Source organism: Mycobacterium sp. NBC_00419 (genome assembly GCF_036023875.1).
GTDB lineage: Bacteria > Actinomycetota > Actinomycetes > Mycobacteriales > Mycobacteriaceae > Mycobacterium.
Genome location: NZ_CP107931.1, coordinates 895,952 through 910,171 on the forward strand (window position 1 = coordinate 895,952; position 14,220 = coordinate 910,171).

Below are 14,220 nucleotides of genomic sequence, written 5' to 3' on the forward strand. Positions count from 1 at the left end.
GCACTATGGCATCCGTGCCGCAGGATTTTCCCGACGCCCACTGGGGCAGCGAACGGATGTCGACGCTATTCCGTCCCTTCTACGCCCTGGCGTCATCTCGGGTGGGGTCACGGTTCATCCGGGTACTCGTACCGCTGGACCGGCGTGTCCTGGGGGCGACCAAGGGCAAGTACACGCTCTTCGGGCCCACGTCGCTGCCCGAACTGCTGCTGACCACGACCGGACGCAAGTCAGGCCAGCCCCGAATGTCTGCGCTGAGCTACCTGCGCGACGGTGACCGACTGTTGGTGCTCGGCAGCAACTTCGGCCAGCAGCACCATCCGGCGTGGACGGCGAACCTGCTGGCCCATCCCGAAGCCGTGGTAGCCATCAACGGTATCGAAATCCCGGTAACGGCAACTCTTCTCGCTGGAGAAGACCGGGATCGAGGGTTGCAGCGCTTCCTGGCCTACCCGATGTACCAGTCGTATCGCACCCGTACCAGCCGCGAACTGCGGGTGTTCGCACTGACGCCGCGCTAAACGAAATCGGCGCCCGGCATATCGCCGGGCGCCGATCATCGTCTGTCCACTCAGAGGATGTAGAGCATCTCCTGATAGGTCGGCAGCGGCCAGAGGTCATCGGCCACAACACCTTCCAGCGTGTCGGCAGCCTCCCGGACCGCATCCATCAGCGGCAGCAGGCTCTGTGCATGCTTGGCCTCCTCGGCCGCCGTCTCACCGCCGTGCTCGCCCATCGCCGTCTTGAGCGCAGTCAATGCACTCGTGAGCTCGGAGATCGGCGTGCTGACGGATTGAAGCAGCGTCAGATCGGGCTCCAGCCCCGCCGCCTTGAGCGTCGCGACATTGGAAGCCAGTTCGGTCTGGTAGCGCACGGCGGCAGGCAGAATCACCGTCGAGCCGACTTCCAGGGTGATCTTGGCCTCGACACCGACGGTCAGCGAGTACATCTCGTAGCGGACCTCCTCGCGGCTACGGAGTTCGCGCTCGTTGAACACCCCGTACTTCTCGAAGACCTCGATGGCCTCCGGGGTGACCAGTTCCGGAATGGCATCAATGGTCGTCTTGAGGTTCGGCAGCCCGCGCGCTGCGGCCTCGGTCTGCCAGTTCTCCGAGTAGCCGTCACCGTTGAACACCACGGCGCCGTGCTCCGTGATGATCTCGGTCAGCAGCTTCTGCACGGCCATATCGAATTCTTCGCCGCCCGCCACCGCGTCTTCCAACCACGTCGCCATGTAATCCAGCGAGTCGGCCATGATCGTGTTGATGATGATCATCGGCACGTTGATGGTCTGGCCCGAGCCCGGTGCGCGGAACTCGAATCGGTTGCCGGTGAAGGCAAACGGGCTGGTGCGGTTGCGATCGCCCGGATCGGTCGGAAGCACCGGCAGCGTGTCGACGCCCATGATCATGGTGCCCTTGCCCTTGGACGACGTCGCCGCGCCCTTGGCGATCTGCTCGAACACATCGGCCAGCTGGTCGCCGAGGAAGATCGAGATGATTGCCGGCGGCGCCTCGTTGGCGCCGAGGCGGTGGTCGTTGGTGGCCGAGGCCACCGACACCCGCAGCAGGCCGGCGAACTTGTGCACGGCACGGATCACCGCGGCGCAGAACACCAGGAACTGAGCATTCTCGTGCGGTGTGTCACCGGGCACCAGCAGCGAACCGAACTGCGCGTTACCCAGTGAGAAGTTGACGTGCTTGCCCGATCCGTTGACACCGGCGAACGGCTTCTCGTGCATCAGGCATTCCATGCCGTGCTTCTTGGCGATGGCCTTGAACGTCGTCATCAGCAGTTGCTGGTGGTCGGCGGCGATGTTGGCCCGCTCGAACATCGGGGCGATCTCGAACTGTCCGGGCGCGACCTCGTTGTGGCGGGTCTTGGCCGGAATGCCGAGCTTGAACAGCTCCCGCTCGGTGTCCATCATGAACGCCAGCACCCGGTCGGGAATCGCGCCGAAGTAGTGGTCGTCGAACTCCTGGCCCTTGGGCGGCTTCGCGCCGAACAGCGTGCGACCGGCGTTGATCAGATCCGGGCGCGCCAGGAAGAAGTGACGATCCACCAGGAAGTACTCCTGCTCGGGCCCGCAGAACGACACGATGTGGTCGAAATCCTTGTGCCCGAACAACTTGAGGATTCGCTCGGCCTGAGCGCCCATGGCCTGCTGGCTACGCAGCAGAGGGGTCTTGTAGTCCAGCGCCTCACCGGTCATCGAGACGAACACCGTCGGGATGCACAGCGTGTTTCCGTTCGGGTTCTCCAGGATGTAGGCCGGGCTGGTGACGTCCCAGCCGGTGTAACCGCGCGCCTCGAAGGTGCTGCGCAGGCCACCCGAGGGGAAGCTCGAGCCGTCCGGCTCGCCCTGGATCAGGGTCTTGCCTGCGAACTCGGCGAGCGTGGTTCCGTCGCCGACCGGGTCGAGGAAGCTGTCGTGCTTCTCGGCGGTCAGCCCTGTCATCGGGTAGAAGACATGCGCGTAGTGCGTCGCCCCCTTGGACAGTGCCCAGTCCTTCATCACCGAGGCGACGGCGTCGGCCACGGCCGGGTCGAGCTTGGCGCCCTTCTCGATGGTCGCCACGACGGACTTGTACACCGACTTGGGCAGCCGCAGGCGCATCTCGGCCAGCGTGAAGACGTTGGCGCCGAAGATCTCGCCCGGCGCCTCACCGGGATCGAAGCTGATGGGCGGCGGCTCGTAAGCCTCGACATTGTTGATCGCCGTCAGGCGGACCGCGTTTCCGCTCAAGTGTGTTTCCTCTTCACCCAGGACACCCGCGTCTGCTTCGCGGGTATGCGACCGGCCCACAGTAGGAAGCTCCGGTTCCAAACTTGTTACGTCCGCGTCAACGGCAGAATGCGGCATACGCAGGCCTATCTCCCCGCACCCCATACTCCTAGCAACTCCGCCCGAATGGTTAATGTCGACACAATTCCCCGGCACCCAATTCGGCACAGTTCGGCGGCCCAGGAATATCGGCGTATTGCCCTACCGGAAGCGTCGCATGGCGGCGTCAGTGAGGTTATGGTGATGCCGGGTTGAGTTCGTCAGTCAAAACTCTCAGGGGGGATAATAACCATGCAAACTTCGCGCGCTATCGCGCCCTTCGCCGTCGCGGCCCTGCTCGTGGGGGCAGTTCCGGTCCTGGAGCACAGCCAAGCGGCCACATTCGCATCCGTCGAAATCGCACTCACGAATGCGACCGATCAATTGTCGGCGAGTTATTCGGCCATTACCTCTAACCGCCACGATGACGGCGAGGATTACCACGATGGGTCCCACAATTGGGGTGGCGGTGGCAACGGCTGGCCGAGTTTCGATTTGGGTAGCATCTTCGACACGTTGACCGCCAATGGCGGGGCGATTCTCACGGCTATCCAGACCGCTGTGGGCGTGGTCGTCGCCGACCTGGCCAAGGGATCATCGCTTGCCCAGGCATTCGCCGACGCCGGCCAGCAGGTCGCAACGGCGATCGGCGGCAAGCTCGGCGGCGTCATTCAGACCGGGCTCGAGCGCATCGGGCAGGTGTTGACCGTATTGCCGAATCTGATCGGCGGCGCCCTGACCATCGCCGCGGCGCTCCCGGGTGCCTTCATGCCGGTGGTGACGGCAGTGACCTCAGCTGCCCTTAGCGTGCTGGGTGCGATCGGGTCAGCCGACCTGACCACTGTCGTGCAGACCGGCATCAAGAACGTCACAACCGCCGTCGCTCAGGGCATCGCCACCATCACGGCCGTGGTCAAGCAGGTCCTTACCGGCCAAGCCCCAACCCAAACCGCAGCCGCGGTGGCCCCTGCCGCGGCGCCGTCGGCCCTCAAGGACTCCGCAACCGAGACGACACCGGCCGCGAGTAACGACCCGGCCGACGCTCCGGCGGCCGACACCACTGACGCGCCCGCCAAGGACGACGAGGGATCGGTCGACGACAGCAGCCCGGCCGCACCGGCAAAGGCCGGCAGCGCCCGCGAGAGCAAGACCGTGGTCGCCACACCGACCGGCGCCAAGAAGGATGCCGACTCGGCGGACAGCCCCAGTGCGGGTAGCGAGAAGAGCTCGCCGACGGGCGCTTCCGGCGGGTCAGCCCGGGCATCGGGCAAGCGGGGCGGCCACAAGTCGGCCGACTGAGGTCGGCGTCGGCCGAGGGCGCGTGTCAGTCCTGAGCGAATCCGCCTAGATTTAGAGGCATGGGTGAGTCTCGGGACATCGATGCCGACTACGACGAGCATGCGGTAACCGTCGGAGCGCCCAAAGCCGAGGCTGCCGGTGTCCCGGCCGTCATGGTGGCGCTTCGGCGCGGCCTGGCGGAGATGGGTCCGCTGCGCACCGTCGAAGCGCTCACCCGGCTCAACCAGCGCCACGGGTTCGACTGCCCCGGCTGCGCCTGGCCAGAGGAGCAGGGTGGCCGCAAGCTGGCCGAGTTCTGCGAGAACGGCGCCAAGGCGGTGGCCGAGGAAGCGACGAAGCGTCGCGTCACCCCAGAGTTCTTCGCCCGGCACACCGTGGCCGAGTTGGCCGACAAGCCCGAGTATTGGCTGTCCCAACAGGGCCGGCTCACCCATCCGATGGTGCTGCGCCCGGGTGAGGCGCACTACCGGCCGATCAGCTGGGACCAGGCCTACGCGCTGATCGCCGAACATCTGGGCGCGCTGGCCTCACCTGACGAGGCGGTGTTCTACACCTCGGGCCGCACCAGTAACGAGGCGGCGTTCCTCTATCAGTTGCTGGTGCGCAGCTTCGGCACGAACAACCTGCCGGACTGCTCCAACATGTGCCACGAGTCGTCGGGCACCGCGTTGGTCGACTCGATCGGCATCGGCAAGGGGTCGGTGAGTGTCGAGGACATCGAGCACGCCGACGTCATCGTGATCGCAGGCCAGAACCCCGGCACCAACCATCCACGCATGCTGTCGGTGCTGGAGAAGGCGCGGGCCAACGGCGCCAGGATCATCGCGATCAATCCACTGCCCGAGGCCGGCCTGATCCGGTTCAAGGATCCGCAGAAGGTCCACGGCGTCGTCGGCCACGGGGTGCCGATCGCCGACGAGTTCGTACAGATCCGGATCGGTGGCGACCTGGCTCTGTTCAAGGGGCTGGGCCGGCTGCTCGTCGAAGCCGACGACCGCTCCCCCGGCAGCGTGATCGACCGGGCGTTCGTCGACGAGCACTGCCACGGGTTCGACGACTATCTCGCCGAAGCCCGCAGCGTCGACCTCGACACCGTCGTCGAAGCCACCGGCATCGAACGCGCGCAGCTCGAGCGCGTCGCGGGAATGCTGGCGGGTTCGCAGCGCACCATCGTGTGCTGGGCGATGGGCATCACCCAGCACACGCACGCCGTGGCCACCATCGGCGAGATGACCAATGTCCTGCTGATGCGCGGCATGATCGGCAAGCCGGGTGCCGGGGTGTGCCCGGTGCGCGGACATTCCAATGTTCAGGGCGATCGGACGATGGGCATCTGGGAGAAGGTGCCGGAGGCGTTCCTGGCCGCCCTGGACCGCCAGTTCGGTATCGCCAGCCCCCGCAAGCACGGCTACGACACCGTCGACGCCATCAGGGCGATGCGCGACGGCCGCGCCTCGGTGTTCATCGGCATGGGCGGCAACTTCGCCTCGGCCACCCCGGACACCGCGGTCACCGAGTCGGCCTTGAGTTCATGCGCGCTGACGGTGCAGGTGTCGACCAAACTCAACCGCAGCCACCTCGTCCACGGCCACAGCGCGTTGATCCTGCCGACCCTCGGCCGCACCGACCGTGACCTTGTCGACGGCCGCAAACAGGTTGTCTCCGTTGAGGACTCAATGTCGATGGTGCATCTCTCCAGGGGTTCACTTACCCCGCCGAGCGATCAGGTGCGCAGCGAGGTGGCGATCATCTGCCAGATGGCGCGCGCGGTGCTCGGCGCCGGGCACCCGGTGCCGTGGGAGGGTTTCGCCGCCGACTACGACACCATCCGCGACGCGATCGCGGCCGTCGTACCGGGCTGCGCGGACTACAACAGGCGCGTGCGCCAGCCCGACGGCTTCCAGCTGCCGCATCCCCCGCGCGATGCGCGCGAGTTCCCGACCATCACCGGCAAGGCGAACTTCAGCGTCAACCCGATGCGGTGGGTGCCGGTGCCGCCCGGGCGGCTGGTGTTGCAGACCATGCGCAGCCACGACCAGTACAACACCACGATCTACGGTCTCGACGACCGCTATCGCGGCGTGAAGGGCGGCCGGCGGGTCGTCTTCGTCAACCCTGCCGACATCGTGTCGCTGGGACTGGCCGACGGCGTTCGGGTGGATTTGGTCTCGGAGTTCACAAACGCCCAGGGCGAGGTCCAGGAACGGCGCGCCAAGGACTTTCTCGTCGTGCCCTACCCCACCCCGGAGGGCAACGCCGCCGCCTACTATCCCGAGACCAATCCCCTGGTTCCGCTGGATCACGTTGCGCTGAAATCGAATACGCCGGTGTCCAAGGCGATCATCATTCGGTTGGAACCCGGCGGGCAGGAGCGCTCATGGGGCGGGTGACGGCACGGCGGCGAGCCAGCCACCTGACCAACGGCATCATCACCGAGCGGCCCGAGACACTCGTCGTCGAGGAGCCGTTGGAGATCCGGGTCAATTCCGCGGCGGTGACGGTCACGATGCGCACGCCGGGTTCCGATGTGGAACTGGCCCAAGGCTTTCTGCTCACGGAGGGCGTGATCACCCGCCGCGAGGACGTGCTGACGGTGCAGTACTGCCGCGGCAGCGGCGAGGACGGGGCCAACACCTACAACGTGCTCGACGTAACACTGCACCCCGACGTGCCGCCCCCGGACACCGATGTCACCCGCAACTTCTACACCACCTCGTCGTGCGGCGTGTGCGGGAAAGCCTCGCTGGAAGCAGTCAGGCTGTCCAGCCGGCACTCCCCCGGTGACGATCCGTCCACGGTGTCGACGGCGACCCTGACGGCAATGCCGGCCCAATTGCGTTCGGCGCAGAAGGTTTTCGCCAGCACCGGCGGTGTGCATGCCGCCGCGCTGTTCACCACTGACGGCACGCTGCTGGCCGTTCGGGAGGATATCGGTAGGCACAACGCCGTCGACAAAGTCATCGGGTGGGCACTGGAAGCCAATCGCGTACCGCTGGGCGGCACCGTCCTGCTGGTCAGCGGGCGGGCGTCGTTCGAACTCACCCAGAAAGCGGTGATGGCCGGAATCCCGGTGCTCGCGGCGGTGTCGGCACCGTCGTCGTTGGCGGTAGACCTGGCAACCCAGTCCGGTCTGACTCTGATCGCTTTCTTACGGGGTGACTCAATGAACATCTACAGCCGAGCGGACCGCGTCCCGGGCTGAGACAATACGAGGTAATGCTTGTCACTCACGCTGGGAGGACGCGGTGACAGAGGTTGAAGTACCTATTTCGGTGTATCACGAGAGAACGCGATCGCTGTTCAAGCGTGACTACATCGCCATCACGCGCGCCGACCTGGCCGGAGGCGGGTCGGCCGGCGACGACGTCAACGCGCCGTCGGCGTTCGTCCTGCTCTACCGCCAGTCCCTCGCAACCCGCTGGGACGTCTTCGGACTGGATTTCAGCCAGGATCACATCGATTGGGCCCACGACGTCACCGCCGACGAGCGGGACTCGTTTCTGGGCATCGCCGCAAGCTTCCTGCACGGCGCCAGCCAACTAGAGGCGGATCTGCCGGCGTTCATGATCGGAGCAGCCGAGGAACACAAGCTCCACCTCGCCGCTCAGGTCGAGGCACAGGCCCGCCACACGGTGTTCTTGGGAAGGTTCTTCCGTGAAGCGGTCGGTGTGCAGGTCGCCGACGTCACGGCGATGCTGGACGAGACGTTCCCCCTGGCGCAGGAGACGTTCGTCGGACCATTCGGCCTGCTGGCCTTTCAGGCCGACGAAGTGCGGCGCAATCCGGCCGATGTTCGGGCTCGAGTCCGTTACGCCACAACATGTTTCCTGTGGATCCAGGGTGTATTGGCCACGTCGTTCCTGAGCGTGCTGATGGGGTTTGCGGCGGGCCGCGCCCTGCTACCTACATTCCTCGACGGCGCGTGGGCGACCTATACCGATCACACCCGACACCTGCGGGGTGGGTTGATCTTCCTGCAGGACGCGCTGCGGCGGGACCCCACGGTGGTGAGCGAAATCCACGACACGCTACGCACGATCCTGACGATCAGTGGGGTATCGAGCCGCAGTTACTTCCACGAGCCGCTGGGCTGGAGCGAAGACGAAATGCGGCTCCTGGTGTGCAGCAGTCTGCGGCGCCGATGCGACGAGCTCGGCCTCGCCCTCACCCCCGACCTCGAACGCCTCCTTGTGCCGGTCGAGCAGAAGGCCAGGGGTGGCTGACCGTGGCATCGCCGTTCTTCAGCGACTCGTGGGCCAACGACGTTCGCGCGGCCCTCGACGCCGGGCCTGACGATGTCGCCCTCACCGGCAAGTTGCCGCAGTATTGGGATGTCTACGACGTGGTGCGGGCCCAATACACCGCGTCGTGGGCGCTGGTCGTGCGCAATCTGCCTGCCGAGCTCGGCGGCGGCGACCGTCATCTGTACATCGCGTGGTCGGGGTACTTCGTTCGTGACTGCCGGGTGGTGCCCGGCGCCGAGCCGGTGGACGCGACCTACGTGCTGGCCGCCGACCACGCCGACTGGACGGCGTTGTGCGACGGCTACGACGTCTTGCGGACCATCATCAACCGCCGGATGGCTCTGGAGCGCGGCGAAGTGCTCGAGTTCTTCAAGGCGATCTACTTCTTCGCCGAGTCGCTGGCGCTGATCGCCGCGGTGCCGGCGAAGTTCTAAGCCGGCTGCTCGGCCATGACTTCGCGGTACTTGGTGTAGCCGCTGCCCATCGTCAGAGCGAGCGCGCTGAGCGTCAGGGCGGACAGCACCGCGCCACCGGCTGAGGAGTCGAACGGTCCGGTCTCGTTGTGGAAGAAACTCACCACGATGTAGGCGGCGAGGAACAGCCACACCGCACCGATCGAACGGCCTGCCTCCCCCGCCCGAATCTGCGCCAGGGTGCTGAGATTTCGGGCGTGGAACGCCCACACCGTAGTCAGGTACATGCAGATGGCGTGCATGACGAAGGCCAGCATCAGCATGGCGTCCGGGGCGTCCGGCACACCCTTGAGGTGCATCATCACCATGCCGAACACGATCCATAGGTCGAGGGCGAAGAAGGTGGCCAGCAGCACCCAGCCGGCCTGCTTGTGGATCGCCCAGGCAATCCCCAACACCATCGACCCGAGGAGGGTGACCAGCATGCCCACCGCCGCCAGGACCACCGACCATTGCGTGCACTCGGGACCGCCATCGGCGGCGGTGAGGATGCTGGCGCCGAAGATCAGCAGACCCGCGATGAGCGTCACCGCGGCGGCGACGCGCAGGGCACGCCTGTCGAGCGCCTTGGTGATGCGCGGGCTCGTGTAGCGAGGGACGTCAGTCGGATGCCGCCGCAATACGACGGCCACGATCCAGACCGCCGCCGCAGGGATCAGCAGTTCGCCGGCAAGCTGCACAATGTCCAGCGCCGAACGGATCACCAGCTGTGGCGACCCGCACGAGCCAATCTGCGCCGCGAGTGGAGAAACGACCATCGGCGTGATTGTTCCAGTCGTCGCCGCTCCCGGGGCGAACGCCGAGCTATTGCTCGACGCGCTGGCCGCCCGTGGTCAGTTGTGATCCCCTGGGATCGCAGTAGGTGCGGGAGGAGCCTTCACCGTCGGTGAGAAGCTATTGCCGCCGCCAGGAGTCACAGCCTTTTCCGTCGGCGACGGCGGCGTAACGCTCGAACTGGTTTGAGGCGAGGGCGGCGGCTCCTTCTGGTCAGAGCTGCAGGCTGCCGTCAGGCTGGTTGCCCCGACAGACAGAGCCATGGCGAGCGCAACCGTCAATCGGCGAGCTGATCGCACCATACTTACCTACTTTCATCACGACGGACTTACTAGTGGTGAAACCTCCTAGTGGTAGTACCCCTTCGGAGGCGTTGCCTTCGACCCGGGCGTGGCCGCAATTATTGGGCCGAACGCGTGGTCGGCCTGATAGCCATCAGAATCCAGTGCGCTACCGGTCTGGTCGCTGGTACCAGAGACTGACGCGATGTAGCTCGGATCAAAACTAGAGGGTGGCGGGCAGTAGTGCGGGTTCTGCTTCACGTAGCAGGCATCGCTCACAATGGCGTGGCCACTGCTCGATGCCGTTGTCAGACCCCGACTCGCTCCGTTCGTGCCGTCGCCGTCGAACGAGCCCTGGGTTCCGTCATAGTCGATCGAGCCGCCGGTCTGGGTCGTGAGACCGTCCGCCGACGCCACCGCAGACCCCGCAACCGCGATGGCGAATCCCGCGGCGGCAGCAAACCCGCCTCCTATGACAGCACTTGCAACCTTGCTCAACACCATGACGCACTCCTGACCGTTATCGATTGATTTCGCACCCGCGATACTACCTATGCGGTGCTAGATAGCTATTCATAACTAGCTAACTGAGATAACGATCTAGTAACGATTTGGTCCCATCGGCACTGATTTCATCCGCAAGTACGGCATCTGATCAGCCACTAACAGAGATCGTCAAGCTCTTTATGCCTAGTCAGCACCTGCTAGCCATATCAGCTATGCAGGCAACGAGGTACCTTGCGGAGGATGGCTGAGACGTGGGCGCAGTATGTGCGGCGGGCAACTCAAGGCACCACGCAGGTACAGCTGGCGCTCGTGACCGGCGTCGCGCAAACCGCAATCGGACGGTGGCTACGCGGCGAGACGGCCGCACCGCGCGCGGAGAGTGTCGTCGCTTTCGCCCGGGCGATCGGAAAGCCCCCAGTCGAGGCGTTGGTGGCCGCAGGCTATCTGACGCCCTCAGAGGCCGCCCAGCGTATCGAGGTCAATCAAGCGCTCAGCGAATACAGCACCAACGACCTGCTCGATGAGTTACGTCGGCGCACCGTCGACGGCAGATGAGTGCAGCGCGTGGTGGACGAAGCAGCGCCTCAGTAAGTCGATGAGGGCCAGCCTGTCGTCAACTGACAGCATGGATGGATCGACGTCCCTCAGTTGCTGGCGGAACAGATCGATGTCCATGCAGTAGCCTCCCGTACCGAGATATCGGTGCCTGATGGGTCCGATCTTCTGGTATCAAACACCCTGCTGTCTACGGCACGCACCGTCCGTAGCCGCAATTCGTACGAATGGTCTACAACCGCGTTGAGGCAACGTAGCAGCCCTAAAGAGAAGGCATATACCCTGGTCAGAGCCGGTGAAGCGGCTACCCATTGCGGAGCGCCTCATCAGCTAGGGCATGACACGGCGTGAACTCGGTTCTATCGAAGATGACGACCGAGCGAATCGGCGAACGCTGCTTTGCTCAGGCCGACTTGTCGCGGCGCTCGGGCCGAGCCGGCTTGCGCGGGACGATCGTCGGCAGGACGTTGTCCTGCACGGTCTCCTTGGTCACCACGACCTTGGCGACGTCGTCGCGGCTGGGGATGTCGTACATCACCGGCAGCAGGACTTCTTCCATGATCGCGCGCAGGCCTCGAGCGCCGGTGCCGCGGTGGATGGCCTGATCGGCGATCGCATCCAGGGCGTCCTCGTCGAACTCCAGCTCAACGCCGTCCATCTCGAAGAGCCGGGTGTACTGCTTGACCAGCGCGTTCTTCGGCTCGGAGAGGATCTTGACCAGGGATTCCTTGTCCAGGTTGGTCACCGAGGCGACCACCGGAAGCCGGCCGATGAACTCCGGGATGAGCCCGAACTTGATCAGATCCTCGGGCATGACCTCGGCGAAGTGGTCCTGGGTATCGATCTCGGCCTTGGACTTCACCTCGGCACCGAAGCCCAGGCCGCGCTTGCCGACCCGGTCGGAGACGATCTTCTCCAGGCCCGCGAACGCGCCCGCCACGATGAACAGCACGTTGGTGGTGTCGATCTGGATGAACTCCTGGTGCGGGTGCTTACGCCCGCCCTGCGGCGGCACCGAGGCCTGCGTGCCTTCGAGGATCTTCAGCAGCGCCTGCTGCACACCCTCGCCGGAGACGTCGCGGGTGATCGACGGGTTCTCGCTCTTGCGGGCGATCTTGTCGACCTCGTCGATGTAGATGATGCCGGTCTCGGCGCGCTTGACGTCGTAGTCGGCAGCCTGGATCAGCTTGAGCAGGATGTTCTCGACGTCCTCACCGACGTAGCCGGCCTCGGTCAGCGCGGTGGCGTCAGCGATGGCGAACGGCACGTTGAGCATCTTGGCCAGCGTCTGCGCCAGGTAGGTCTTGCCGCAGCCGGTCGGGCCGAGCATCAAGATGTTGGACTTCGCCAGTTCCACCGGCTCGGCGCGGGAGTCACGGTGCTTCTCCTGCGCCTGGATGCGCTTGTAGTGGTTGTAAACCGCGACGGCCAGGGTGCGCTTGGCGGTGTCCTGCCCGATGACGTAGTTCTCCAGGAAGTCCCGAATCTCGGCGGGCTTGGGAAGCTCATCGAGTTTGACGTCGTCGGCGTCAGCCAACTCCTCTTCGATGATCTCGTTGCAGAGGTCGATGCACTCGTCGCAGATGTAGACACCCGGACCGGCGATGAGCTTCTTCACCTGCTTTTGACTCTTGCCGCAGAACGAGCACTTCAGCAGGTCACCGCCGTCTCCGATGCGCGCCATGGTGGTGGTGTCCTACTTCCTTCGCCGTCGGTGTTCGATCGTTGCCATCGACCCTGTGTGGTGTATGTCCCGACGCTACCCGTTCGCTCCGCTACGGTGCGACTGATAGAGCCGAATAGCGTCGGTGGTATTCGTGCGTGATGGTGAACATATCCCCTGACACCGCTCTCGTCGCTTCGGGACGCGCCGCAGGTTATTGGCGTGTCGCCGCCGTTACCCAACCGATAACCACCGGGCCGGCGAATAACAACGGCAAGTCCCCGGTCACGCCAGTTTCGCGCAGCGCGAACCGATCAGGCGTTCTGAGCCGACAGCTTCCGGTACTCCAGCACGGTGTCGATGATCCCGTACTCCTTGGCATCGGCGGCGGTGAGGATCTTGTCGCGGTCGGTGTCCTTGCGGATGACCGCGGGCTCCTTACCGGTGTGGCGCGCCAGCGTCTCCTCCATGAGGGTCCGCATCCGCTCGATCTCGGCGGCCTGGATCTCCAGGTCCGAGAACTGGCCCTGGATGACACCGCCGAGGGACGGCTGGTGGATCAGGATGCGGGCGTTGGGCAGCGCCAGCCGCTTACCCGGGGTGCCCGCGGCCAGCAGCACCGCCGCGGCCGAGGCAGCCTGCCCCAGGCACACGGTCTGGATGTCGGCGCGCACGTACTGCATGGTGTCGTAGATCGCCATCAGCGAGGTGAACGAGCCGCCCGGTGAGTTGATGTACATGGTGATGTCGCGGTCGGGATCCAGCGACTCCAGGACCAGCAGCTGGGCCATGATGTCGTTGGCCGACGCGTCGTCGACCTGCACGCCGAGGAAGATGATGCGTTCCTCGAACAGCTTGTTGTACGGGTTGGACTCCTTGACGCCCCAGCTGGAGTGCTCGACGAAGGACGGCAGGATGTAGCGCGCCTGGGGTGCGAGCCGCGGATCTGTGTAGTCAGGCATTGGACACTCCGTTGAAGTGGGCGCGGGTGATGATGTGGTCGACGAAGCCATACTCCAGGGCTTCCTGAGCGGTGAACCACCGGTCGCGGTCGGAGTCGGCCTCGATGCGCTCGATCGACTGGCCGGTGAACTCGGCGTTGAGCCGGAACATCTCCTTCTTGATCAGCGCGAACTGCTCGGCCTGGATGGCGATGTCCGCGGCGCCGCCGGTGATACCGCCCAGCGGCTGATGCATCAGGATGCGGGCGTGCGGCAGGGCGTAGCGCTTGCCCTTGGCGCCGGCGGCCAGCAGAAACTCACCCATCGAGGCGGCCATGCCCATGGCGTAGGTGGCGACGTCGCACGGCACGAGGACCATGGTGTCGAAGATCGCCATGCCGGCGCTGATCGAGCCGCCGGGCGAGTTGATGTAGAGCGAGATGTCCTTGGTCGGATCCTCGGCGGCGAGCAGAAGGATCTGCGCGCACAGCCGGTTGGCGATGTCGTCATCGACTTGGGAGCCGAGGAAGATGATGCGCTCGGCGAGCAACCGCTCATATACCGAGTCGGAAAGGTTCAGCCCTGGCATGCCCGAACGCATATGAGTCACGACTTGATACCTGCTTTCTACAGACCTTGAACTAATCGAAGTTCTACCC

At 65.0% G+C, this 14,220-nt stretch carries 13 protein-coding genes; 7 read left to right on the plus strand and 6 right to left on the minus strand.

Annotated features, from left to right (window positions below):
- Nucleotides 1–5 precede the first annotated feature (5 nt).
- On the plus strand, nucleotides 6–521 hold the full coding sequence (locus tag OG976_RS04290) for a nitroreductase family deazaflavin-dependent oxidoreductase (RefSeq protein ID WP_328358339.1): 516 nt from the start codon (nucleotides 6–8) through the stop codon (nucleotides 519–521).
- A gap of 50 nt (nucleotides 522–571) precedes the next feature.
- Here OG976_RS04290 and OG976_RS04295 read toward each other — a convergent pair whose 3' ends face one another.
- Nucleotides 572–2,746, minus strand: a complete 2,175-nt coding sequence (locus OG976_RS04295; RefSeq protein WP_328358341.1) for a glutamine synthetase III family protein — start codon at nucleotides 2,744–2,746, stop codon at nucleotides 572–574.
- Nucleotides 2,747–3,319: 573 nt separating this feature from the next.
- Between OG976_RS04295 and OG976_RS04300 the strand changes: the two genes are divergently transcribed.
- From OG976_RS04300 to OG976_RS04320, 5 genes are read left to right on the plus strand one after another with little or no spacing between them, the layout of a single operon-like run.
- Nucleotides 3,320–4,123: a hypothetical protein gene (locus OG976_RS04300; protein WP_328358343.1), complete on the plus strand. Its 804-nt coding sequence runs from the start codon at nucleotides 3,320–3,322 to the stop codon at nucleotides 4,121–4,123.
- Nucleotides 4,124–4,182: 59 nt separating this feature from the next.
- Nucleotides 4,183–6,513 carry an FdhF/YdeP family oxidoreductase gene (locus OG976_RS04305; RefSeq protein WP_328358346.1) on the plus strand — a complete coding sequence of 777 codons (2,331 nt, stop codon included), beginning with the start codon at nucleotides 4,183–4,185 and terminating at the stop codon, nucleotides 6,511–6,513.
- Entirely contained in the window at nucleotides 6,501–7,325 is an 825-nt protein-coding gene (gene fdhD, locus OG976_RS04310) for a formate dehydrogenase accessory sulfurtransferase FdhD (RefSeq protein ID WP_328358349.1), read from the plus strand. Before OG976_RS04305 ends, fdhD begins: the two co-directional genes overlap by 13 nt.
- Nucleotides 7,326–7,368: 43 nt before the next feature.
- Nucleotides 7,369–8,346, plus strand: a complete 978-nt coding sequence (locus tag OG976_RS04315) for a hypothetical protein (RefSeq protein ID WP_328358352.1) — start codon at nucleotides 7,369–7,371, stop codon at nucleotides 8,344–8,346.
- A 2-nt stretch (nucleotides 8,347–8,348) separates the two neighbouring features.
- Nucleotides 8,349–8,801, plus strand: coding sequence for a hypothetical protein (locus OG976_RS04320; RefSeq protein ID WP_328358354.1), 453 nt, complete (start codon nucleotides 8,349–8,351; stop codon nucleotides 8,799–8,801).
- Here the strand turns inward: OG976_RS04320 and OG976_RS04325 are convergent.
- Nucleotides 8,798–9,598 (minus strand): hypothetical protein, encoded by an 801-nt coding sequence (locus OG976_RS04325; RefSeq protein ID WP_328358357.1) that lies wholly within the window; start codon nucleotides 9,596–9,598, stop codon nucleotides 8,798–8,800. The genes OG976_RS04320 and OG976_RS04325 overlap by 4 nt on opposite strands.
- Before the next feature lie 363 nt (nucleotides 9,599–9,961).
- A complete protein-coding gene (locus tag OG976_RS04330) occupies nucleotides 9,962–10,399 on the minus strand; it encodes a hypothetical protein (RefSeq protein WP_328358360.1) in 438 nt (145 codons plus the stop codon).
- Nucleotides 10,400–10,642: 243 nt separating this feature from the next.
- Between OG976_RS04330 and OG976_RS04335 the strand changes: the two genes are divergently transcribed.
- Nucleotides 10,643–10,957 (plus strand): helix-turn-helix domain-containing protein, encoded by a 315-nt coding sequence (locus tag OG976_RS04335; RefSeq protein ID WP_328358363.1) that lies wholly within the window; start codon nucleotides 10,643–10,645, stop codon nucleotides 10,955–10,957.
- A 403-nt stretch (nucleotides 10,958–11,360) separates the two neighbouring features.
- Here the strand turns inward: OG976_RS04335 and clpX are convergent, their stop codons facing one another.
- The 3 genes from clpX to OG976_RS04350 all read right to left on the minus strand — a co-directional run bounded on the left by clpX (nucleotide 11,361) and on the right by OG976_RS04350 (nucleotide 14,162).
- Nucleotides 11,361–12,641 carry an ATP-dependent Clp protease ATP-binding subunit ClpX gene (gene clpX / locus OG976_RS04340; RefSeq protein WP_328358365.1) on the minus strand — a complete coding sequence of 427 codons (1,281 nt, stop codon included), beginning with the start codon at nucleotides 12,639–12,641 and terminating at the stop codon, nucleotides 11,361–11,363.
- 293 nt (nucleotides 12,642–12,934) lie between these two features.
- On the minus strand, nucleotides 12,935–13,582 hold the full coding sequence (locus OG976_RS04345; RefSeq protein WP_328358367.1) for an ATP-dependent Clp protease proteolytic subunit: 648 nt from the start codon (nucleotides 13,580–13,582) through the stop codon (nucleotides 12,935–12,937).
- Nucleotides 13,575–14,162 carry an ATP-dependent Clp protease proteolytic subunit gene (locus OG976_RS04350; RefSeq protein WP_328363153.1) on the minus strand — a complete coding sequence of 196 codons (588 nt, stop codon included), beginning with the start codon at nucleotides 14,160–14,162 and terminating at the stop codon, nucleotides 13,575–13,577. Before OG976_RS04350 ends, OG976_RS04345 begins: the two co-directional genes overlap by 8 nt.
- Nucleotides 14,163–14,220 lie beyond the last annotated feature (58 nt).

What these genes read in the sequence shown, in the direction of transcription:
- OG976_RS04290 (WP_328358339.1), top strand. Translation starts at nt 6, where the DNA reads ATGGCATCCGTGCCGCAGGATTTTCCCGACGCCCACTGGGGCAGCGAA.
- OG976_RS04305 (WP_328358346.1), top strand. Translation starts at nt 4,183, where the DNA reads ATGGGTGAGTCTCGGGACATCGATGCCGACTACGACGAGCATGCGGTA.
- fdhD (WP_328358349.1), top strand. Translation starts at nt 6,501, where the DNA reads ATGGGGCGGGTGACGGCACGGCGGCGAGCCAGCCACCTGACCAACGGC.
- OG976_RS04325 (WP_328358357.1), bottom strand. Translation starts at nt 9,598, where the DNA reads ATGGTCGTTTCTCCACTCGCGGCGCAGATTGGCTCGTGCGGGTCGCCA.
- OG976_RS04330 (WP_328358360.1), bottom strand. Translation starts at nt 10,399, where the DNA reads ATGGTGTTGAGCAAGGTTGCAAGTGCTGTCATAGGAGGCGGGTTTGCT.
- OG976_RS04335 (WP_328358363.1), top strand. Translation starts at nt 10,643, where the DNA reads ATGGCTGAGACGTGGGCGCAGTATGTGCGGCGGGCAACTCAAGGCACC.
- clpX (WP_328358365.1), bottom strand. Translation starts at nt 12,641, where the DNA reads ATGGCGCGCATCGGAGACGGCGGTGACCTGCTGAAGTGCTCGTTCTGC.
- OG976_RS04345 (WP_328358367.1), bottom strand. Translation starts at nt 13,582, where the DNA reads ATGCCTGACTACACAGATCCGCGGCTCGCACCCCAGGCGCGCTACATC.
- OG976_RS04350 (WP_328363153.1), bottom strand. Translation starts at nt 14,162, where the DNA reads ATGCGTTCGGGCATGCCAGGGCTGAACCTTTCCGACTCGGTATATGAG.